Source organism: Roseomonas aerilata DSM 19363 (assembly GCF_000711725.1).
GTDB lineage: Bacteria > Pseudomonadota > Alphaproteobacteria > Acetobacterales > Acetobacteraceae > Roseomonas > Roseomonas aerilata.
The window spans coordinates 90,438-111,064 of sequence record NZ_JONP01000006.1 but is presented as its reverse complement, the minus strand read 5'-3'; the positions used below and the strand labels follow the sequence as shown (position 1 = coordinate 111,064).

The window sequence follows — 20,627 nt, the reverse complement described above, 5'->3', positions numbered from 1 at the left end:
GCGCGGGCCGGAACCCGTGCGCCCTCGGCTCAGGCGAGAGTCGTGAGATCCTGGAACCAGTGCTGCGCCTGCACGTAGTTCCGGACGTTGCGGCCCAGCACATGCGGGTTGGTGTCGTGGGCCACGAAGACGAGCAGCGCCTGATCCACAACCCGCTCGTGCACCCGCGCCATCAGCCGGTCCTGCTCCGCCGGGTCGAAGGACTGCATCGCCTGGTCGATGAAGCCGTCCGTCTCCGCGTCGCTGTAGTGGGACCAGTTCACGCCGACCGGCGCCACCTGCTTCGAGTGGAAGAAGCGGACGAGGGCGTAGAGGGGATCGGACGTGACATAGGCCACGTTGTTGGCGGTGATGCCGCGCATCGATTCATGGGCCGCGCCGTTCCGCCAGGCCGTGTAGAGCACCTCCAGCTCCACCGGCTGGAACTCGACCTCGATGCCGACCTCCTTCCAGGACTGCTGGATGAACTCGTTCATGGGCATCGAGAGCATCTGCCCCGAGCCGCCGGTCGCGATGATGAACCTTGTCTTCAGCGGGTTGCGCGGGGAGAAGCCTGCGGCCTGAACGAGCCGCCGCGCCTCTGTGGGGTCGTAGCGCACCTTGAAAGAGGGATTGCCGTACCAGGGGGAAGCGGGATCGACCACGCCCGTCGCCGGCTTTGCGAGGCCGCCGAGGAGCGAGACGATGTCGTCGCGGTTGATCGCGAGGTTCGCCGCCTGCCGCAGCCGCAGGTCGCGCCAGGGCGACCCTTCGAGCATTGAGAGGTGGTAGTTCCACACATGCGGGGTGACGTTCTCCACCACGCGGTTCCCGGCCGACTTCAGCTGCGGCACCATGTCGAGCGCCGGCGTCTCGATCAGGTCTACCTGGCCGGAGAGAAGCGCGTTGCTGCGCGTGACAGCGTCGGGCGCACAGACGAGCACGACGCGGTCCACCTTCGGCATCCGCGCCGGATTCCAGTAGGCGGTGTTCTTTACCAGCTCCGCGCGCTCTCGCGGGACGAGGCGGGCGAGCTTGAAGGGGCCGGTGCCCGAGGGCTCGCTCGCGAAGCGATCCCAGGAGCGGCCGAGCTTCTCGTACTGCGCGGGGGAGGAGACGAGGAACCAGAGAAGTTGGTAGGGGAAGAGGCTGTCCACCGTCTTCGTGGTCAGCTCCACCGTGCCTGCGTCGAGCTTCTTCCAGGCGGCGAGCGAGGGCAGGCGCGGCCGGACCTGCGCCGCCTGGCGCTGGTCGAAATGCGGCGCCTGGGGGTTCATCACCTTCTCGAGGTTCCAGATCACCGCATCGGCGTCGAAGGCGGAGCCGTCGTGGAAGGTGACGCCCTGGCGCAGCTTGAGCGTCCAGCGCTTGCGGTCGGCGGGATCGGCCTCCCAGGAGGTGGCGAGCCCTGGCACCAGCTTGCCCGGGCGGTCGGCCACGTCCATCTCCCAGGCGACGAGCGGGTCGTAGATCGTGTGGCCCGTGAACTGGTAGGCGCCGGCGCCGCGGTCGGGCTGGCCGGCGGTGAGTGGGATGTCGGCCATGGAAATGCCGTAGCGCAGCACCCGCTCGGACTGGGCGCTGGCCTCGGGCAGGAGGAGGCCGGAGGGAAGGCCGACGAGGCCCGTGGCGCCCAGCAGGGCGCGGCGCGACAAGGTCATGCAGGTGGCTCCAGAACGGGTGCGGTCACGGCTTCGGTAACCGGGGAAAGCAATGCCTGTGCCGGGACGGCCTTCCTATCCGCGCACGTCCATGGCCGAGCGCAGGCCGTCGCTGACCATGTTGAAGCACATGCTCGTCAGGAAGATGCAGAGGCCGGGCAGCATGGCGATCAGTGGCTGGCTGTAGATCGCGGTGCGCAGCGTGTTCAGCATCAATCCCCATTCGGGCTCGGGCGGCTTCGTGCCGAGGCCGAGAAAGGAGAGGCCCGAGGCGAGGATCATCGAGACGCTGATGAGGCTCGTCGCATAGACGAAGATCGGGCCGAGCACGTTGGGCAGCACATGGGCCCGCACGATGGTGAAGGCGCCGGCCCCGCTCGCCCGCGCCGATTCCACGTAGTCGAGGTTGCGCACGGAGGTCGTCGTGCTCTCGGCCACGCGGATGATCTGCGGGATGAAGACGAGCGTGAGCGAGAGCATGGCGTTGGAGATCCCCGGCCCAAGGGCGCCGGAGATAGCGACCGCCAGCAGCACCGAGGGGAAGGCGTAGAACACGTCCGTGGTCCGCATGATCAGCATGTTCACCCAGCCGCCCGCGAAGCCCGCGACCACGCCAAGCGTGCCGCCGATGGCGAAGGCGATCAGCACCGGCGTAATTCCGAGGAACCAGGACAGCCGCCCGCCGTAGAGCAGGCGCGTCAGCATGTCCCGCCCCAGCTCGTCCGTGCCCAGCGGGTAGCGCCAGTCCTGGAAGCCGATGGGGCGGAGGCGGCGGATCATGCCCGTCTGGTAGGGATCGTGCGGGGCGATCCAGGGTGCGAAGAGGATGGCGAGTGCCATCAGCAGCAGCACGCCGCCGAAGAACAGCGTGACCGGATCGCGCGACAGGCGCCGCGCCACCCCTTGCCAGTAGCCGCGCCCCTTCGCGGGGGCGGGTGCGGGCACCACGAGGGTGCCAGGCGTCGCGGTGGTGGTGCTCATGCGCGGCGGATCCGGGGGTCGAGCGCGGTCTGCACGAGGTCCACGACCAGGTTCAGCGCCACGAAGAAGATGGCGAGCACGAGGATGGTGCCCTGCAGCACCGGCAGGTCGCGCTGGAAGATGGCGCTGTTGAGCAGGAAGCCCGTGCCCGGCCAGGAAAAGACCGTCTCCACGAGGATGGAGCCGCCCATGAGGTAGCCGAGCTGCAGCCCCATGACCGCCAGCACCGAGGGCGCCGCGTTCTTCACGACGTGCAGGGCGATGCCGCCACGCCGCAGGCCCTTGCCGCGGAGCGTCGTCACGAAGTCCTGGTTCAGCAGCTCCATCACCACGCCGCGCACGGTGCGCGTGACGATGCCCATGGGGATGACCGAGAGCGTGACGGCGGGCAGCACGAGGAACTGCGCGTGCGCCCAGTCCCAGGCCCAGGCGCCGGAGCCGCCCGGCCCCGCGCCCATGGCGGGCAGCCAGTTCAGCGTGACGCTGAACAGCACCACCATCACCATGCCGAGCCAGTAATGCGGCACCGAGACGCCCGCGGCGGCCAGCCCCACGGCCGCCTTGTCCAGAAGGCTGCCGCGGAACACCGCGGCGACGGTTCCCAGCAAGGTGCCGAGGACGAAGCCGATGCCGGCCGCCACCAATGCGAGAGTGAGGGTGTTGGCGACCGCGGGCACGAGGTCCGCCGTCACTGGTCTTCCCGTGGCGAGCGAGCGGCCGAGGTCGCCCTGGACCACGCGCCCGAGCCAGAGGCCGAACTGCACGGGAAGCGGCTTGTCCAGCCCGTAGTCGCGCCGCACCTGCTCCACCACCTCCTGCGGCGCGTCGGCGGGCACGATGGCGTTGATGGGATCGCCGGGTGCGATCTGCACCAGCATGAAGCAGACGAGCCCGACGGCCAGCGCGATCGGCACGGCGTAGAGCACGCGGCGGATGAGGTAGAGAAGCATGGTTCCCTCCGGCTCAGGCGGCGTCGCGCACGCGCACGCAGCGCGCGGCATGGCCGGGGAAGGGGCTGCGGAAGGTCGGCACCGCGGGCAGGCAGGCCTCCTCCACAAGGGCGCAGCGGGGGGCGAAGGCGCAGCCCTTCGGCACGCGCTCGAGGTTAGGTGGCGCGCCGGGGATGGTCGTCAGCCGTTCCCCACGCATGCCGGAATGCACGGTGGCGCCGAGCAGGCCCTGGGCATAGGGATGCAGCGGCGCGCGCATGAGGCTGCGCACCGGTCCCTCCTCGATGAACTTGCCGGCATACATGACGGCCACGCGGTCCGCGATCTCGCCAGCGACGCCGAGGTCGTGGGTGACGAAGATCACGCCCATGCCCATTTCCTGCTGGAGACGCCGCAGGAGGAGCAGGATCTGGATCTGCACGGTGGCGTCCAGCGCCGTGGTCGGCTCGTCCGCCAGAAGCAGCTTCGGGCGGCAGGAGAGGGCGATGGCGATCATCGCCCGCTGCCGCAGCCCGCCCGACAGCTCGTGCGGATAGGCCGCGAGGCGCCGCTTGGCGGAGGGGATCTGCACCAGCTCCAGCAGCTCCAGCGCCCGCGCGTCGGCGCTCGCGCGGCTCAGCCCCTCGTGGCGCATCACTGTCTCGGCGATCTGGCGGCCGATGGTGAAGACCGGGTCCAGCGCCGTCATCGGCTCCTGGAAGATCATGGAGACGGTGCCGCCACGGATATCGGCCAGCCGCCGCTCGGAGGCCGCGAGAATGTCGTGCCCGCCGACCCGCACCGTGCCCGAGAGCTTCGTGCGCCGCGGCGGGTTGAGCCCCATCAGCGCCCGCAGCGTGACCGACTTGCCTGACCCGCTCTCACCGAGGATGCAGAGGGATTCCCGCTCCGCGAGGTCGAAGGAGACGCCGTTCACCGCGTGCACGGTGGCGTCGCGCGTCACGAAGCGCACCTCGAGGTCGCGCACATGCACCAGCGGCGCGCTCATGCGGCGAGGTCCGGTGCCTGGCTGTGGCCGCTGCCCGGCACCACCATCAGGCAGGCCGCGCGCTGCCCGCCCGGTGCGGCGTGCAGAGGCGGCACGGTGGCGGAGCAAACGGGTTCCGCGAAGCCGCAGCGCGTGTGGAAGCGACAGCCGGCGGGCGGGTTGATCGGGTTCGGCGGATCGCCCGATAGGGGCGGCTCCGTGCGTCGAAGATCGGGGTCCATGGAGGGCCGGCTGGCCAGCAGCGCCGCCGTGTAGGGGTGTGCGGCGGAGGCGTAGATCGCCTCCGCCGGCCCGACCTCCGCCACGCGGCCGAGGTACATCACTAACACGCGGTCCGACATGTACTGTACCACGTTCAGGTCGTGCGAGATGAAGACGTAGGTGAGGCCGAACTGGCCCTTGATGTCCTGCAGCAGGTTCAGAACCTGCGCCTCCACCGACTTGTCGAGGGCCGAGACGGGCTCGTCCAGCAGCACCATGCGCGGCCGCAGCGCGAGGGCGCGGGCGATGTTCACGCGCTGCCTCTGGCCACCCGAGAGCTCGTGCGGGTAGCGCCGCGCGAAGCTGTCCGGCGCCAGCCCGACCGCCGCCAGCAGGTCCCGCGCCCGTACCCGCGAATCCCCGCGCGACAGCCCGTGGACGCGCGGCGCGAAGGCGATTGATTCCTCGATGGTCAGGCGCGGGTTGAGCGAGGCGTAGCTGTCCTGGAACACCATCTGCACCTGGCGGCGGTACTCCTTCAGCGGCATCTCGCGGCTGCCGACCTTGCGTCCGTCGAAGATCACCTCGCCGGAGGTCGGGGCCATCAGCGCCATGATGAGGCGGGAGGTGGTGGACTTGCCGCAGCCGGATTCCCCGACAATGCCGAGGGTCTCGCCTTTCAGCACCTCGAAATCGAGTTCGTCCACCGCCCGCACCACGCCCGCCCCGCGGCCGAGAAAGCCGCTTTTCAGCGGGAAGTGCTTCGTCAGTCCGCGGACGGTCAGCAGCGGCTGCGCGGGGCCGCCGATATCCGGGAGCGGCAGGAGGAGGGGCGTGGCACCGGTCATGCCGTGGAGACCCTGCGGAAGTGTGGGGATGGGCTCCGCCGCGTGCTGCCCGCCAGCGCGATGTCCCAGGGCAGGGCGGCGCCCGCAAGGCCGGCACCCAGAAGGGCCGGTCGGCTCGTCGTCATGAAAGTCTCTCCGGCGCCTCGTCCCGTGAGGAAGTCGCTTCGGTCGGAGGAGCAATCCCCATGCCATCGCCCGGTTCGTCCCTGGCATCGAACTTGCCAATCATCGGGGGAGGACTGAACACTGAGAGGGAGCACGCATGGGCAGGATTACCGGACGGCGCTGGCTGATGGCGGGCGCCCTGATCGCCGCGCTGGGTTCGCCCCTGGCCGCAGGCCCTGCCCGCGCGCAGGAGAAGGTGCTGCGGATCGGCATGACCGCGGCCGACATCCCCCGCACCCTCGGCCAGCCCGACCAGGGCTTCGAGGGCAACCGCTTCACCGGCATCCCGATGTTCGACGCCCTGGTGAACTGGGACCTTTCCAGCGCGGACCGCGCCTCCGTCATCATACCGGGCCTCTCGACCGAATGGGCGGTGGACGAAGCCGACAAGACGCGGTGGCGCTTCAAGCTCCGGCAGGGCGTGCGCTTCCATGACGGCAGCCCCTTCGATGCCGCCGCCGTGGTCTGGAACGTGCAGAAGGTGCTCGACCCCAACGCGCCGCATTACGACGCCTCCCAGGTGGGCGTGACGGCCAGCCGGATGCCCACCCTGCGCTCCGCCCGCGCCATCTCGGAGAACGAGGTGGAGCTGGTGACGAGCGAGCCGGACAGCTTCCTGCCGATCAACCTCACCAACCTCTTCATCGTCTCGCCCACGCATTGGGCGGCCAAGCTCGCGGCCGTGCCGGCGGCCGTGACCGACCCGAAGCAGCGCGCGGCCCAGGCCTGGACCGCTTTCGCGGCCGAGCCCTCGGGCACTGGCCCCTTCCGCGGCACCCGCCTCGTCCCGCGGGAGCGCTTCGAGATGGTCGCCAACCGCGACTACTGGGACGCCGCGCGCCGCCCGAAGATCGACCGCGTGGTGCTCCTGCCCATCCCGGAGGCGAATACCCGCACCGCCGCGCTGCTGGGCAACCAGGTGGACTGGATCGAGGCCCCGGCGCCGGATGCGGTGCAGCAGATCACCTCGCGCGGGTTCCGCATGTACCAGAACGCCCAGCCGCATGTCTGGCCCTGGCAGTTCTCCTTCGCCGAGGGCTCGCCCTGGCTGGACCGCCGCGTGCGCCAGGCCGCCAACCTCTGCGTGGACCGCTCGGAGCTGAAGACCCTTCTCTCGGGGCTGATGGAGGTGCCGCAGGGCACGGTCGCGCCCGGGCATCCCTGGTGGGGCAATCCGAGCTTCCGGATCCGCTACGACCTGGCGGAGGCGCAGCGGCTGATGCGCGAGGCCGGCTTCGGGCCCCAGCGGCGGCTTTCCGTGAAGGTGCTCACCTCCGCCTCCGGCTCCGGCCAGATGCAGCCGCTGACGATGAACGAGTTCCTGCAGGAGGCGCTGCGCGCCTGCTACTTCGACGTGCAACTCGAGGTCGGCGAGTGGAACGCGGTGTTCAACAACTGGCGGGAAGGGGCGCGCAGCCCGAATGCCCGCGGCGCCAATGCCACGAATGTCAGCTTCGCCGCCATGGACCCCTTCTTCGCCATGGTCCGCTTCGTTTCCACCGCGGCGCAGCCGCCGGTCTCGAACAACTGGGGCTACTTCTCCAACCCCGAGTTCGACGAGATCATCACCACCGCCCGCACGACCTTCGACGCCGCCGGCCGCGACGCCGCCCTGGCGAAGCTGCATGCCCGGATCGTGGAGGAAGCGCCCTTCCTCTGGGTGGCCCACGATGTCGGGCCGCGTGCCCTCTCGACGCGGATCAAGGGGGTGGTGCAGCCCCGTAGCTGGTTCATCGACATCGCCACCATGTCGATGGACTGAACCCGCCTTTCCCTGGCCGGGCTCGAATGGGCCGCCCCCTCGCCGGAGGGGCGGCCCGTTTTCGTTGCGGATCGCGCGGGCGTGTCCGGTAGCCCCCCATTCCCGAGCGCGTGGAAGCTGGCATACTCGCGCGGCGAGAGGGAGGAGTTACAACAACGATGGCAAAGAGCCCGGTGCACGCCGCGCCCCTGGCGCGCTACGCCATGGCCTATGTGCTGGCTGGCGGCCGCGGTTCCCGCCTGATGGAGCTGACCGATCGCCGCGCGAAGCCTGCCGTGTTCTTCGGGGCGAAGTCACGCATCATCGACTTCGCTCTCTCTAACGCCATCAATTCGGGCATCCGGCGGATCGGCGTTGCGACTCAGTACAAGGCGCACAGCCTCATCCGCCACATGCAGCGCGGCTGGAACTTCCTGCGGCCCGAGCGGAACGAGAGCTTCGACATCCTCCCCGCCAGCCAGCGCGTGTCGGAGACGGAGTGGTACGCGGGCACGGCCGACGCGGTCTTCCAGAACCTCGACATCATTGAGAGCTACGGCCCGCGCTACATCGTCCTGCTCGCCGGCGACCACGTTTACAAGATGGATTACGAGGTGATGCTGCAGCGGCACGTCTCCTCCGGCGCCGAGGTGACCGTCGCCTGCATCGAGGTGCCGCGGCAGGAGGCGAGTGCCTTCGGCGTCATGCATGTGGACACCTCGGACCGCATCATCTCCTTCCTCGAGAAGCCCGCCGATCCGCCCTCCATCCCCGGCCGCCCGGACGTGGCCCTCGCCTCGATGGGGATCTACGTCTTTGAGACGCGCCTCCTGGCGGAGGAACTGCGACGCGATGCTCAGAACCCGGCCTCCAGCCGCGACTTCGGCAAGGACATTATCCCGGCCCTCGTCGCGCGCGGCGCGGCGGTCGCGCACCGCTTCGAGGAGTCCTGCGTTCGTTCCGGCGATGAGGCGGAGGCCTACTGGCGTGACGTGGGCACCATCGACGCGTTCTGGCAGGCGAATATCGACCTTACCGACGTCGTTCCCTCCCTCGACATCTATGACCGCGACTGGCCGATCTGGACGAACGGAGAGATTACGCCCCCCGCCAAGTTCGTCCTCGACGACGACGGTCGGCGCGGCATGGCGGTCGATTCACTCGTCTCCGGCGGCTGCATCGTCTCGGGCTCGCATGTGCGGCGCTCGCTGCTCTTCTCCCATGTGCGCGTGCGTTCCTACGGCACGGTGGAAGGCGCGGTGCTGTTGCCTGGCGTGATCGTCGGGCGCCACTCGCGCCTGGAGAAGGTGGTGGTGGACAGCGGCGTGGTGCTGCCGGAGGGGCTGGTGGTAGGCGAGGACCCGGAGGAGGACGCCCGGCGGTTCCGCCGCTCCCCCGGCGGCGTCTGCCTTATCACCCAGCCGATGATCGACGCTCTCCGCGCATGAGCGCGCTGCGCGTCCTCTCCGTCGCCTCGGAGTGCTTCCCGTTGGTCAAGACGGGCGGCCTGGCGGACGTGGTCGGCGCGCTGCCTGCCGCCCTGGCGGCGTGCGATGTCGAGGTCCGCACCCTGATCCCGGCCTATCCCGCCGTTCTGGCGCGTGCCGCAGGGGCGGAGGCGGTGCACGGCTTCGAGGATCTCTTCGGCGGGCCAGCCCGTGTTCTCGCGATCCGGGAGGCGGGGCTGGACCTCCTCCTGCTGGATGCGCCGCATCTCTATGCCCGGCCGGGTGGCCCCTATGCCGATCCCTGGTCGCGCGATTGGCCGGACAACCCGCAGCGCTTCGCGGCCCTCTGCTGGGCGGCGGCGGAGATCGGCCGCGGCGCCCTGCCGGACTGGCGCCCCGACGCCGTGCACGCGCATGACTGGCAGGCCGGGTTGCTGCCGGCCTACCTGCATTATGGCGAGGGGCCGCGGCCGGGCACGGTCTTCACCGTCCATAACCTCGCCTTCCATGGATGGGCACCGGCCGCCCTGCTGTCGGAACTCCGCCTGCCGCCGCATGCCTTCGACATCGAGGGGGTGGAGTTCTTCGGCGGCATCGGTGCGCTGAAGGCCGGGCTGCGGCTGGCGGACCGCATCACGACCGTTTCCCCCACCTATGCGCGGGAGATCGCGACCCCCGAGGAAGGGCAGGGGCTGGACGGCCTGTTGCGCACGCGTGCGGGGGCGCTTACCGGCATCCTCAACGGCATCGACGAGACGGCCTGGAACCCGGGCGCCGACCCGCACCTCGCTGCCCCCTTCGACGCCGGGCATCCCGCCGCGCGGGAGGCGAACCGCGCCGCCCTCCGCGTCCGCATGGGGCTGGAGGCGCGGCCGGAGCGGCTTTTGCTCGGCGTCATCACCCGCCTGACGGGGCAGAAGGGGATGGACCTTCTTCTTCAGGCGCTACCGCGGCTGCTGGGACTGGGAATGGACCTCGCGGTCCTGGGCGCTGGCGAGGGGGGGCTGGAGGCGGGTTTCCGCGCGGCCGCCGAGGCCCATCCCGGCCGTATCGCGGCGCATATCGGCTACGACGAATCCCTTGCCCACCTGATCCAGGGTGGGTCGGACGCCCTGCTCGTGCCCTCCCGCTTCGAACCCTGCGGCCTGACCCAGCTCTGTGCCCTGCGCTACGGCGCGCTGCCGGTGGTCGCGCGGGTGGGCGGTCTGGCCGATACCGTGATCGATGCGAACGAGGCCGCCCTGGCCACCGGGGTTGCGACCGGTCTGCAATTCGCGCCGACCACCGTGCCCGCCCTCGAGGCCGCGCTCGACCGCCTCGCCGCGCTATGGGCGGATCGCGGCGCCTGGGCGCGAACCCAGGCCAACGCCCTTCGTGCGCCGGTCGGCTGGGTCCGCTCCGCGGAACGATACGCTGCGCTCTACCGGGAGGTGGCCGCGGGTCGCTGACGCGCCTGCCACAGGGTAAACTTTTCGTGTGCACTGGCTGGGAAATCTTTCAAACATCCGTCCTCCCGTGCCCGGAAATCCCTTATCAAGAGATCCATGACCGACAGCCTCCCCTCCACGTCCCTTCAGAGCTTCGCTCCCGGCCAGGTGCCGGACGAAGCGGCGGTGAAGGCCTTCCGCCGGACGATCCTGGACAAGCTCGCCTATCATGTCGGCGGCCGCCGGGAGCGGGCGAGCGAGCGTGACTGGTTCGTCTCAACCGCCCTTGCCGCTCGCGACCACGTGGTGGACGCCTGGCGCCGCTCGAACGACGCGACGCGGGCGGAGGGGCGCAAGGGTGTCTGCTACCTCTCGATGGAGTTCCTCATCGGGCGCCTCCTCTCGGACACGCTGGGCAATCTTGGCCTGACCGAGACGGCGCGGCTGGCGCTGGAGGGGCTCGGCGTCGATCTCGACGCGGTGGCCGGGCAGGAGGCGGACGCGGCACTCGGCAATGGCGGCCTCGGACGCCTGGCGGCCTGCTTCATGGAGAGCATGGCGAGCGTGGACGTGCCCGCCTATGGCTACGGCATCCGCTACGAGAACGGGCTGTTCCGCCAGATCATCGCGAACGGTCTGCAGCACGAGGTGCCGGAGGACTGGCTCGCCCTCGGCAACCCGTGGGAGTTCGAGCGGTCGGGCCTTGTCTACGAGGTCCGCTTCGGCGGGCATGTGCGCTCGGAAGTGGCGCCGGACGGTTCCTCGCGCTTCGTCTGGCACGCGGGCGAGATCGTCAACGCGCTGGCCTATGACACGCCGGTGGTGGGCTGGCGCGGGCAGCGCATCAACACGCTCCGCCTCTGGTCGGCGCGCGCGACGGATCCGCTCCACCTCAGCGAATTCAACCGTGGCGACCATGTGGGTGCCCAGACCGCGCGGATGCGGGCCGAGGCGATCTCGCGCGTGCTCTATCCCGGTGACGAGACGGAGGCGGGGCAGGAGCTGCGGCTGCGGCAGGAGTATTTCTTCGCCTCCGCCTCGCTGCAGGACATCATCCGGCGGCACCTCTCCCGCTTCCCCGACCTGACGACCCTTGCCGAGCAGGTTGCGGTCCAGCTCAACGACACCCATCCCGCGATCGGCGTGGCCGAACTGATGCGGCTGCTGATCGACGTGCACGGCTTCGCCTGGGATCCCGCCTGGAAGATCACCCAGGCCGTCTTCTCCTACACGAACCACACGTTGCTGCCCGAGGCGCTGGAGACCTGGGCGGTGCCGATGATGGAGCGGCTGCTGCCGCGCCACATGCAGCTCATCTACCTCATCAACGCCCGGCACCTCGACCAGGCGCGGGCGGACGGGGCGCGCGACGCGCTGCTCTCCTCCGTCTCGCTCATCGACGAGAGCCATGGGCGCCGCGTGCGGATGGGGCATCTCGCCTTCGTCGGCTCGCACCGGATCAACGGCGTCTCGGCGCTGCACACGCAGCTCATGCGGGACACGGTCTTTGCCGACCTCAACCATGTCTGCGGCGACCGGATCACGAACAAGACCAACGGCATCACCTTCCGCCGCTGGCTGCACCGCGCCAATCCCGGCCTGACGCAGCTGCTGGTCGAGGCGGTGGGCCCGGCCGTGCTGGACGATCCGGACCGGCTGGAGGCGCTGGTGCCCTTCGCTGCCGATGCCGGATTCCGCCAGCGCTTCGCTGCCCAGCGCCGGACCGCGAAGGAGCGGCTGTCCGCGCTCGTCTCCGCGCGCATGGGGCTGAAGATCGACCCGGACGCGCTGTTCGACGTGCAGATCAAGCGCATCCACGAGTACAAGCGCCAGCTGCTGAACATCCTGCAGACGGTGGCGCTCTACAACACGATGCGGGCGCACCCCACGGACAACTGGGTGCCGCGGGTGAAGATCCTGGCGGGCAAGGCGGCACCGAGCTACCACCAGGCGAAGCTGATCATCCGCCTGGCCAACGACGTGGCCGCCGTGATCAACGACGATCCCTCCGTGGGCGACCTGCTGAAGGTCGCCTTCATGCCGAACTACAATGTCAGCCTGGCCGAGGCGATCATCCCGGCGGCGGACCTGTCCGAACAGATCTCGACCGCGGGGCTCGAGGCCTCCGGCACCGGCAACATGAAGCTCGCCCTCAACGGCGCGCTGACGATCGGCACGCTGGACGGCGCCAATGTCGAGATCGACGAGCGCGTGGGACGGGACGAGATCTTCATCTTCGGCCTCACCGCGGCGGAGGTCGCCTCCCACAAGCGCGCGGGCCACGACGCCCGCGCGGCCGCCGCGGCTTCCCCGGACCTCCAGGGGGCGCTCGACGCCATCGCCTCGGGCGTCTTCTCCCCGGGCGAACCGGACCGCTACCGGGGGCTGGTCGAGGGTCTGCTGCACGACGACCGCTACCTCGTCACGGCGGACTTCGATTCCTACAACGCGCGGCAGGGCGATGTCGCGACGCGCTGGCGAGAGCCGGCTTCCTGGTGGCGGGCGGCCGTGCTGAACACGGCCCATGTCGGCTGGTTCTCGTCCGACCGGACGATCCGGGAGTACGCGGCGGATATCTGGGGCGTGAAGGCGCGCTGAGGGACGCGTTTGTGGGCTAGTGTCGCAGCCGGCGAATCAGCTCCTCGGCGGCGGCTTCCACTTCTTCGGCCAGGATGGCGCGGACGGCGGCGTTCGATTCATCGGCATCCGCCACATCCTGCTCGAAGAGCGTGACGAGCTGGCGAACCTCGGAAGCGGCGGAGCGGAGATAGCTCACGGGGTCCTCCGCCTTTCGCAGTCCCTCCTTCAGGACCGCTCGGACAGCGGCGGCCATGGCTTTCCGCAGCGTCTCGTCGGCCATCTCCTGCCTTTTTCCCGCGACGTCGCGACATCGCGGCGACCTCTAGCACGGAAGAGAGGCGACGGTGTCGAAACATTGTTTGATCGCATCGATTCCTTTGTTCCACCTGCAGGAATGAGCCTGTGGGCGTGCCGGCGTGTCGTTCCAAAAGCTGCGGAACGGCCCTCGGTGCCGCTCGCTCACGGGGTGCCTTGCACCGTCGCAGGGGGAGGATCATATAAATAAACGAAATAAATTCGTGAATTGAGCGCTGATGCCCTCCTCCCGTCGCCTGCGCCTGGGCGCCTTCATGCGCCCGGTCAGCATCCACACGGCCGCCTGGCGCTATCCAGGGGCCTATCCGGACGCCAACTTCAACCTCGACCACCTTGTCCGCTTCGCTCGGCGGCTGGAGGAGGCGCGCTTCGACGCCTTCTTCATGGCCGATCACCAGGCCGTGCTGAACATGCCGCTCCAGGCCCTGAAGCGCAGCGCGACCACTACCAGCTTCGACCCGCTGACGCTCCTGCCGGCACTGTCGATGGTGACGGAGCGGCTCGGGCTCATCGCCACGGCCTCCACCACCTATAACGAGCCCTGGCACGTTGCCCGCAAGTTCGCCTCGCTCGACCATATCAGCCACGGGCGCGCCGGCTGGAATGTCGTGACCTCGGGCAATCCGAACGAGGCGATGAATTTTGGTCGCGAGGAGCACTGGCAGCATGCCGCCCGCTACCGCCGGGCGCATGAGTTTATCGACGTGGTGAAGGGCCTCTGGGACTCCTGGGCCGACGACGCCTTCATTCGCGACGTCGAGAGCGGCACGTACTTCGATCCGGATAAAATGCACGTCCTCGGTCACAAGGGGGAGCACTTCTCCGTCCGCGGCCCGCTCAACGTCGCGAGGCCGGTCCAGGGCCACCCGGTGATCGTCCAGGCCGGCGCCTCGGATGACGGGCGGCAGCTCGCGGCCGAGACGGCGGAGGTGATTTTCGCGGCCGGCGGCACGATCGAGCTCGCGCGCGACTTCTACGCCGACGTGAAGGCGCGCACGGAGAGGGCGGGGAGGGATCCCGGCCACCTGCTGGTCCTCCCCGGCGCCTTCGTCATCGTCGGTGACAGCAAGGAGGAGGCGCGCGAGAAGCGGGCCCTCCTCGATTCCGGCGTCCATTACGACAGCGCGATCGCCTCCCTCTCCGTGGCCCTCGGCACCGACGCCTCGGTTTTCGATCCGGACGGCCCGCTGCCCGAGAGCATTCCCGAAACCAACGCCAGCAAGTCCGGCCGGGAGCGCGCCATCGGCCTCGCCCGGCGGGAAGGACTGACCGTCCGCCAGCTCGCCCAGCGCCTCGGCGGTTATTCCGGCGCGGCCATGGTCGGCACGCCTTCGAGCATTGCGGACGAGATGCAGGAATGGCTGGAGACGGGCGCCTGCGATGGCTTCAACATCATGTTCCCCTACCTGCCGGGCGGGCTGGACGACTTCGTGGATCGGGTGGTTCCGGAGCTTCAGCGCCGCGGTATTCACCGCACGGAGTACGAGGGGCGGACGCTGCGGGAGAACCTCGGGCTGCCGCGGCCGGGCAACCGGTTCTTCCCGGGTTAGCCCGCGCGGCGCCTTCCTGCCCCTTCAGCGGGGCAACCCTGTCGAAGTCGAGGACGCGCGCCCCATATGCAGCCCATGATCCCGCTCTCCGTCCTCGACCTCTCCCCCGTCCCAGAGGGCAGCGACGCCGGCCAGGCGTTGCGGAACTCCGCGGACCTCGCCCGCCACGCGGACAGCCTCGGCTACAACCGCTACTGGATGGCCGAGCACCACAACATGCCGGGCATCGCCAGCGCGGCGACGGCGGTGGCGCTCGCGCATGTCGCGCACGGCACCTCCCGCATTCGGATCGGGGCGGGTGGCGTGATGCTGCCGAACCACGCCCCGCTGGCCATTGCCGAGCAGTTCGGCACCCTGGCCTCGCTCTACCCGGGGCGCGTCGACCTCGGCCTCGGCCGCGCGCCGGGCTCGGACCAGGTGACCGCCCATGCGCTTCGCCGCACGCTGCAAGGGGATGTTGATTCCTTCCCGCAGGACGTGATGGAGCTGATGGCCTATTTCCGCCCGGCCCAGCCGGGCCAGCGCGTGCAGGCGGTTCCCGGTGCGGGGCTTGATGTTCCCGTCTGGATCCTCGGCTCATCGACCTACGGCGCCCAACTCGCGGCGGCGCTGGGCCTGCCTTACGCCTTCGCCTCCCACTTCGCCCCCGGTTCCATGGAGGAGGCGATGGCCATCTACCGGGAGCGCTTCCGGCCCTCCGGGCACCTCGAACGCCCTTACGTCATGCTTGGCGTGAACGTGCACGCGGCGGAGACGGACGCGGCGGCGCGGCTGCTCTTCTCCTCGCACCAGCAGGCCTTCGTAAATCTTCGCAGCGGTCGGCCCGGCAAGCTGCCCGCTCCGCAGGAGGGTTTCTTCGAGGGGCTGGACCCCTATGCCCAGGCGATGATCCGCAACTCCCTCTCGGTCTCCATCGTCGGCGGGCCGGACACCGTGCGGCAGGGGCTGCGGGATCTTGTGGCCCGCACCGGCGCGGACGAGTTGATGGTCACCGGGCAGATCCACGATCACGCGGCCCGCAAGCGCTCCTTTGCCATCCTGGCGGAGGTGGCGGCGGAGCGGGCGGCCGCGGCGTGACACCGGGGCGAGGGGAGGCAGGATGAAGTTCACCATTGAAGTCGACTGCACGCCCGAGGAGGCGCGCAGCTTCTTCGGCCTCCCCGACGTGAAGCCCATGCAGGAGGCGGCCATGGCGAAGATCAGCCAGCAAATGGCCGATGTGGTCTCTCAGATGACGCCGGAGGCAGTGCTCCGGACCTGGCTGCCCATGGCGCCCTGGACCTCCGGCGCGAGTTGGACGCCCGGGGCGATGCAGGATGCGATGTCGAGCCTCTTCGGGGCCGCCTTCACGCCGAAGAAGCCGGAAAACTCCTGAGGGCTCCACGCCTTCAGGGGGCCGGCGGCAGCGCACGGGTCATGTAGCGGGCCGAGGGGCCATAGCCCTCGGCGAGCCCGTCCGGTTCCGTGGCGAAGCCCAGCCCATGCCAGAACCGCTCCGTCCCATAGACGGAGACCAGCGCCATCGCGCCCAGGCCGTGGCGGCGCGCGACGAGGTCGAGCCGCGGCAGCAGGGATCGTCCCACGCCGAGGCCGCGCGCGCCCGGCATGAGCGCCACGTCGTGGATGAACAGGCAGGCCGCCCCTTGCGGCAGGGTGCCGAGGAAGTGGTCGAGGGGCGGCACCGCGCCGCATGGCCAGGGATGGGACAGGACGTACCCAACCACCTCCTCCCCGCGCTCGGCGACGAGGCAGCCGGGGGGGAAGAGCCGGAGCTTCTCGGCGAAGACCTCCGGGCGTTCCGGGAGAAGGGGGTGGACGGCGCGCGCGACGAGGTCGATCGCGCGGAGATCGGACGGCACGGCCTCGCGCCATGGCGGCGCCTCCGCCTGGGGCTGTCGATCTTCCTCCCGGCCGGTCATCCTGCTCCCTGCGCCAGGCTTGCCCACATCAGGCCGCACCGGCCGGCAATAGGCGGCGCGCGTCGGCCCAGATGGCACCCGCGAGTTCGCCGGCCGGCTCGGCGCGGGCAAGGCTGGCGGACTGCCCGGCCCATGCCTGCAGGCGGTCGAGGTCGTTCGTCCTCACGCCCTGCTCCCGCATGGCGGCTGTCAGGCCCCGCTGCACCGGATAGGGCGCGGGCCGCGGCGCACCCGGCGCCGTCGCGGCCCGCACATAGGCGGTGGGGAGGCTCCGCCCGGTTCGCCCGCTGAAGACGCGGCTGACGACCGTGGCCTCGGGCGGCGTGGTGGCCAGGCCATCGGCCCAGGCGCCTGGGATGCCCGCCTCCGGGGAGCGGAGGAAGCCGGTTCCGATCTGCGCCGCCGAGGCGCCGAGGGTCAGGGCCGCCGCCACGCCGCGCCCGTCCGCGATGCCGCCGGTCGCGACCACGGGGATGCGAACAGCATCCACCACCGCCGGCAGGAGGGAGAAGAGGCCGACCATCCCGGCCTCGGCCGCCGCCGCATCGAAGCAACCCCGGTGGCCGCCCGCTTCCATCCCCTGGGCGACCACGGCATCGGCGCCGGCGGCCTCGGCCGCGCGGGCTTCGGCGACGGTTGAGACATTGGCGAACCAGGCGATGCCGCGCGCCTTCAGCCGGGCGACAAAATCCGGGGCGAAGATCCCCATGACGGAGGAGATGACGGCCGGGCCGGCCTCCAGCATCGCCGCGCACTGGGCGGCGAAGTCCGGCGGCGTCGCGTCGCCCGCACGCTCCGGCACCGGGGGACCCCAGGCCGAGAGAAAGCCGCGCACTGCGTCCTCACCCTCCCGGTCGCGCTCCGGCGGCGGGTCGGGGATCCAGATGTTGAGGTTGAAGGGGCCGTTCGTGCCGGCGCGCACCCCCCGCGCCCAGCCGAGGATGGCGTCGGGCGTCATGAGCAGCACGCCGCAGGAGCCCATCCCGCCGGCATTCGCCACCGCCACTGAAAGCGCGGGCGCGGGCACACCGGCCATCGGCGCGAGCAGGATCGGCATCCTCATCCCGTAGCGGCGGCAGAATTCCTCCGCCCGCGTGGTCATCGCGACCATCCCGCTTCCTCCCCCGTCATGCCGGCCGATGATGCCCGCGTCCTCCGTCCGGGTGGAAGGGCCAGGGGGCGGCCGCGCGGCGGGAGGATCAGCCCCGCGGCATCACGGCCTGAATTGCCTGAGCCGCCGCGGCGCGGACCAGGGCCGGGACGGTGAGGATGGAGCCGGAAAGCGGGCCGAGGACGAGGGTCCGCTGCCGTCCGAGGGCTGCCAGGGCGCGGCGGGCGACGTAGGCGGGCCGTTGTGCGCCCGGCAGGTTATGCCCGAAGCCGGAGCGTTCGGCGAAGCGGCTGCGGGTGGCGGTGGGACAGAGGGCGAGGATGTCCACGGGGCGGGAGGAAAGCTCCGCGGCCAGGGCCTCGGTCAGCGAGAGGTCGAAGGCCTTGGTCGCGGCGTAGGTGGCCAGCCGCGGCACCGGCAGGAAGCCGAGGCCGCTCGAGACGACGATCAGCCCGGCCCGGCGCGCCTCCGCCTCTGCCCGCATGAGCATGCCCGGCAGCAGGCGGCGCATCATCACGAGCGGCGCCATGGCGTTGACCTGCACCGTCTGCCGCAGATCGGGCTCGGCGGCGGAGAGGAAGTCGCCGAAGGGGCCGACGCCTGCGTCGCAGATGAGAAGATCGATGCCGAAGGCCTCGCCGGCGGCGCAGACATCGTCCAGGCCCTCGTCGGTCGAGAGGTCGGCAGCGATCGTCTCCACGCGTCGCCCCGGCCCGGCCTCCTGGAGAGCGGCGGCCACGCGGGCCAGCCCTTCCTCGTTCCGGCCCGTCAGCAGAAGGTTGGTCGTCGGGGGCAGGGCGTGCGCGAAGGCCTCGCCGATGCCGCTGGTGGCTCCGCTGACGAGTGCGGCGCTCGGCGGGTGCTGCATGGGTGCCTCGATGTGCTGGCGGGAAGGGCCAGCGGAGAAACAGCGGGCCGGCGAGGAAGTTCCGGCGCGGCTGGCCGCGCAATGGCCTCCCCCGCCGGGTGCCCCGGACAGGGCCGGTGCCTTCCGGCCTATCGCCGGACCCAGGCTGTCCAGTAGCGGCTCTCATACGGGGCGAATCCCGCTTCGAGCGCCGGATGGACGACCGCTTCCAGGGCGGTGCTGTTGGCGATGTCTTGCCAGACCTTCGGGACCATGACGACGTCGGCATCGCCCAAGACCTGCTCGGGCGCGAGCTTCCCCGGCACGAAGGTGCGGTCCACGTCCCACCACAGCGCGACGCCGCGCGGGGAGGGCCAGCGCAGGCCGGCGGGGAAGGGGTTGGAGAAGGCGATGTTCTCGATCCGCGCCCGCTGCACCCCGAGCCGGGCGATGAGGCCGTAGCCGTCCGCGAGGACCGCCTGCATCGCGTCCGATTGCGGCTTCAGCCCCCAGCGGCGCGCCTCCTCCGCGTCGAAGTCCTTGGGGAACTCGTAGCGTTCGAAGCTGTTCGTGTACCAGCGCATGTTGCGGAAGGTCTCGGTGCTGCCGTCATCCACGCGGTGGCCACCGCCCGCGCCGCCGCGCGCCAGCACGACATGGTTCAGGGTGCCGTTGGCCTGGGTGAGCACGAAGGGCAGCGTCGCGAGGACCGCCGTGCCAACCCCGAGGGTCAGCAGGGCCGCCCGGGTGTCCGCGCGGCTCGGACCCGCGCCCTGGGGAAGCCATTCGGCCAGGATCATCAGCAGGACGACGAGGGGCGGTGCGAAGCCGCCCCAGTTCTGCGTGGCGAGGAGCACGCTGCCCGCGGCGGCGGCCGCGACGCCGAGGATGGCGAGGCGCCGCGCCGGGAGGAGCCACAAGGCGAGCCCGACGAGGAGGCAGGCCAGCAAGCCGAGCGTCGCGTTGTACTCGATCGCGCGCTCCACCGCGTAGCCGCGCATCAGGACGGTGTTGGCCGCGGCGGCTCGCGCCACATCCGCGCGGTAAGCGCCGAAGAGGCCGGGTTGGAGGAGTTCCAGCACGATCCCGCCGGCGGCGCAGGCCACGAGCGCGAGCACCGCACGGCGCCAGAGGCCGCGCGTGACGACGCAGCCGATCGCCAGCACGCCGACGGAATAGAGGAAGTAGGTGAGCTTGAGATAGAACAGGAGGAAGAGGACGCCCCCGATCGCCAGTGTCTCGGCCACGTTCCAGCCGCGCGATTCTCGTCGTGCGGCGCACAGTGCCCAGAGGCAGACGAGCGAGGCCAGGGCCCAGCCCAGACGGTTGTAGTTGGCGAGATGGGCAACCAGGAAGGGTGGCCCGTCGATGAAGGTGGGCGCCGCGACGAGCGCCGTGAGCATCAACATCAGCAGCACGGCGGAGAGGGTGCCGAGGCGCCGCCAGGCGAGCACCGCGCCGAGGATGAGGATGAGGGGCAGGGCAAGGAGGCTCGCCCAGATGACAACCCGCGCGTCCATGCCCCAGAGCCAGGCGGCGGCGCCGTGCAGCCAGAAGTAGACGGCGCCGATCGGCGTGTAGAAATCGAAGTGCGGGCGCTGCCCCTGCAGGCTGCGCCACGCGGCGTCGATCGGGATGAAAACGTCGTGCAGCGTGTAATTCACCGCAGCCCTGGGTGCGAGGGCGGAGAGCAGCGGGATTGGAAGGCAAAGGAATAGGGCGATCACGAGCGCGCCCAGCGATGGCGGCGCCGCGAACCAGGAGAGGAGGCGGGCGAGCCGGTCCGGCCGGCCTTGCGCGGTGGAGGCCGGGTCTTCAGCTAACCTGCCGACCCTTCCCACGAAGGGGTCCGCGCCCTCGGGGGCAGCCTGCCCCCGTTCGGTCTCGTGTCGCCAAGCGACCATGGAGCGGCCCCG

Annotated in this window: 18 protein-coding genes; 7 read left to right on the top strand and 11 right to left on the bottom strand. The window is 70.4% G+C overall.

The features are described 5' to 3' along the window. Positions 1-29: 29 nt before the first annotated feature. The 6 genes from BO39_RS08885 to BO39_RS34925 form a co-directional block, all read right to left on the bottom strand. Entirely contained in the window at positions 30-1,640 is a 1,611-nt protein-coding gene (locus BO39_RS08885; protein WP_043832148.1) for an ABC transporter substrate-binding protein, read from the bottom strand. A gap of 75 nt (positions 1,641-1,715) precedes the next feature. Beyond that, on the bottom strand, positions 1,716-2,621 hold the full coding sequence (locus tag BO39_RS08880) for an ABC transporter permease (RefSeq protein WP_043832147.1): 906 nt from the start codon (positions 2,619-2,621) through the stop codon (positions 1,716-1,718). Beyond that, complete coding sequence (locus BO39_RS08875; RefSeq protein ID WP_043832145.1) at positions 2,618-3,571, bottom strand: ABC transporter permease; 954 nt, start codon at positions 3,569-3,571, stop codon at positions 2,618-2,620. Before BO39_RS08875 ends, BO39_RS08880 begins: the two co-directional genes overlap by 4 nt. Positions 3,572-3,584: 13 nt before the next feature. Continuing rightward, entirely contained in the window at positions 3,585-4,559 is a 975-nt protein-coding gene (locus tag BO39_RS08870) for an ABC transporter ATP-binding protein (protein ID WP_043832142.1), read from the bottom strand. Further along, entirely contained in the window at positions 4,556-5,608 is a 1,053-nt protein-coding gene (locus BO39_RS08865; protein WP_043832140.1) for an ABC transporter ATP-binding protein, read from the bottom strand. Before BO39_RS08865 ends, BO39_RS08870 begins: the two co-directional genes overlap by 4 nt. After that, complete coding sequence (locus BO39_RS34925; protein ID WP_281175534.1) at positions 5,605-5,733, bottom strand: hypothetical protein; 129 nt, start codon at positions 5,731-5,733, stop codon at positions 5,605-5,607. Before BO39_RS34925 ends, BO39_RS08865 begins: the two co-directional genes overlap by 4 nt. Positions 5,734-5,870: 137 nt before the next feature. On the opposite strand from BO39_RS34925, the gene BO39_RS08860 reads away from it, so the two are divergent. The 4 genes from BO39_RS08860 (at position 5,871) to BO39_RS08845 (ending at position 12,987) form a co-directional block, all read left to right on the top strand. Beyond that, complete coding sequence (locus BO39_RS08860; RefSeq protein ID WP_043832138.1) at positions 5,871-7,535, top strand: ABC transporter substrate-binding protein; 1,665 nt, start codon at positions 5,871-5,873, stop codon at positions 7,533-7,535. Between the two features lie 158 nt (positions 7,536-7,693). Next, positions 7,694-8,962, top strand: coding sequence for a glucose-1-phosphate adenylyltransferase (gene glgC / locus BO39_RS08855; protein WP_043832137.1), 1,269 nt, complete (start codon positions 7,694-7,696; stop codon positions 8,960-8,962). 5 nt (positions 8,963-8,967) lie between these two features. Then, positions 8,968-10,410 (top strand): glycogen synthase GlgA, encoded by a 1,443-nt coding sequence (gene glgA / locus BO39_RS08850; RefSeq protein WP_211257411.1) that lies wholly within the window; start codon positions 8,968-8,970, stop codon positions 10,408-10,410. Between the two features lie 96 nt (positions 10,411-10,506). Then, entirely contained in the window at positions 10,507-12,987 is a 2,481-nt protein-coding gene (locus tag BO39_RS08845; protein WP_043832133.1) for a glycogen/starch/alpha-glucan phosphorylase, read from the top strand. Positions 12,988-13,003: 16 nt separating this feature from the next. On the opposite strand, the gene BO39_RS08840 is transcribed toward BO39_RS08845, so the two are convergent. Continuing rightward, a complete protein-coding gene (locus tag BO39_RS08840) occupies positions 13,004-13,249 on the bottom strand; it encodes a hypothetical protein (RefSeq protein ID WP_043832132.1) in 246 nt (81 codons plus the stop codon). 253 nt (positions 13,250-13,502) lie between these two features. On the opposite strand from BO39_RS08840, the gene BO39_RS08835 reads away from it, so the two are divergent. From BO39_RS08835 to BO39_RS08825, 3 genes are all read left to right on the top strand, one after another. Continuing rightward, positions 13,503-14,834 (top strand): LLM class flavin-dependent oxidoreductase, encoded by a 1,332-nt coding sequence (locus BO39_RS08835; RefSeq protein ID WP_043832129.1) that lies wholly within the window; start codon positions 13,503-13,505, stop codon positions 14,832-14,834. Between the two features lie 75 nt (positions 14,835-14,909). Continuing rightward, positions 14,910-15,911, top strand: coding sequence for an LLM class flavin-dependent oxidoreductase (locus BO39_RS08830; RefSeq protein ID WP_043832391.1), 1,002 nt, complete (start codon positions 14,910-14,912; stop codon positions 15,909-15,911). Positions 15,912-15,933: 22 nt separating this feature from the next. Then, a complete protein-coding gene (locus BO39_RS08825; protein WP_043832128.1) occupies positions 15,934-16,209 on the top strand; it encodes a DUF6489 family protein in 276 nt (91 codons plus the stop codon). A gap of 13 nt (positions 16,210-16,222) precedes the next feature. Here the strand turns inward: BO39_RS08825 and BO39_RS08820 are convergent, their stop codons facing one another. The 4 genes from BO39_RS08820 to BO39_RS08805 all read right to left on the bottom strand — a co-directional run bounded on the left by BO39_RS08820 (position 16,223) and on the right by BO39_RS08805 (position 20,615). Continuing rightward, complete coding sequence (locus tag BO39_RS08820) at positions 16,223-16,753, bottom strand: GNAT family N-acetyltransferase (protein WP_052401838.1); 531 nt, start codon at positions 16,751-16,753, stop codon at positions 16,223-16,225. A gap of 28 nt (positions 16,754-16,781) precedes the next feature. Beyond that, the gene (locus BO39_RS08815) at positions 16,782-17,864 is read right to left on the bottom strand and encodes an NAD(P)H-dependent flavin oxidoreductase (protein ID WP_043832125.1); all 1,083 of its coding nucleotides are present in this window, start codon (positions 17,862-17,864) and stop codon (positions 16,782-16,784) included. An 88-nt stretch (positions 17,865-17,952) separates the two neighbouring features. Then, the gene (locus BO39_RS08810) at positions 17,953-18,732 is read right to left on the bottom strand and encodes an SDR family NAD(P)-dependent oxidoreductase (RefSeq protein ID WP_052401837.1); all 780 of its coding nucleotides are present in this window, start codon (positions 18,730-18,732) and stop codon (positions 17,953-17,955) included. Between the two features lie 128 nt (positions 18,733-18,860). Then, positions 18,861-20,615: a hypothetical protein gene (locus tag BO39_RS08805; protein WP_043832123.1), complete on the bottom strand. Its 1,755-nt coding sequence runs from the start codon at positions 20,613-20,615 to the stop codon at positions 18,861-18,863. Between the last annotated feature and the right edge of the window lie 12 nt (positions 20,616-20,627).

Excerpts from the sequence above, each read along its gene's own strand:
- BO39_RS08880 (WP_043832147.1), bottom strand. The coding sequence starts at position 2,621 with ATGAGCACCACCACCGCGACGCCTGGCACCCTCGTGGTGCCCGCACCC.
- BO39_RS08865 (WP_043832140.1), bottom strand. The coding sequence starts at position 5,608 with ATGACCGGTGCCACGCCCCTCCTCCTGCCGCTCCCGGATATCGGCGGC.
- BO39_RS08885 (WP_043832148.1), bottom strand. The coding sequence starts at position 1,640 with ATGACCTTGTCGCGCCGCGCCCTGCTGGGCGCCACGGGCCTCGTCGGC.
- BO39_RS08830 (WP_043832391.1), top strand. The coding sequence starts at position 14,910 with ATGATCCCGCTCTCCGTCCTCGACCTCTCCCCCGTCCCAGAGGGCAGC.
- BO39_RS08870 (WP_043832142.1), bottom strand. The coding sequence starts at position 4,559 with ATGAGCGCGCCGCTGGTGCATGTGCGCGACCTCGAGGTGCGCTTCGTG.
- BO39_RS08820 (WP_052401838.1), bottom strand. The coding sequence starts at position 16,753 with ATGACCGGCCGGGAGGAAGATCGACAGCCCCAGGCGGAGGCGCCGCCA.
- BO39_RS08860 (WP_043832138.1), top strand. The coding sequence starts at position 5,871 with ATGGGCAGGATTACCGGACGGCGCTGGCTGATGGCGGGCGCCCTGATC.
- BO39_RS08810 (WP_052401837.1), bottom strand. The coding sequence starts at position 18,732 with ATGCAGCACCCGCCGAGCGCCGCACTCGTCAGCGGAGCCACCAGCGGC.
- glgC (WP_043832137.1), top strand. The coding sequence starts at position 7,694 with ATGGCAAAGAGCCCGGTGCACGCCGCGCCCCTGGCGCGCTACGCCATG.
- BO39_RS08875 (WP_043832145.1), bottom strand. The coding sequence starts at position 3,571 with ATGCTTCTCTACCTCATCCGCCGCGTGCTCTACGCCGTGCCGATCGCG.
- BO39_RS08825 (WP_043832128.1), top strand. The coding sequence starts at position 15,934 with ATGAAGTTCACCATTGAAGTCGACTGCACGCCCGAGGAGGCGCGCAGC.
- BO39_RS08815 (WP_043832125.1), bottom strand. The coding sequence starts at position 17,864 with ATGGTCGCGATGACCACGCGGGCGGAGGAATTCTGCCGCCGCTACGGG.
- BO39_RS08835 (WP_043832129.1), top strand. The coding sequence starts at position 13,503 with ATGCCCTCCTCCCGTCGCCTGCGCCTGGGCGCCTTCATGCGCCCGGTC.
- BO39_RS08840 (WP_043832132.1), bottom strand. The coding sequence starts at position 13,249 with ATGGCCGACGAGACGCTGCGGAAAGCCATGGCCGCCGCTGTCCGAGCG.
- BO39_RS08845 (WP_043832133.1), top strand. The coding sequence starts at position 10,507 with ATGACCGACAGCCTCCCCTCCACGTCCCTTCAGAGCTTCGCTCCCGGC.
- BO39_RS34925 (WP_281175534.1), bottom strand. The coding sequence starts at position 5,733 with ATGACGACGAGCCGACCGGCCCTTCTGGGTGCCGGCCTTGCGGGCGCC.
- BO39_RS08805 (WP_043832123.1), bottom strand. The coding sequence starts at position 20,615 with ATGGTCGCTTGGCGACACGAGACCGAACGGGGGCAGGCTGCCCCCGAG.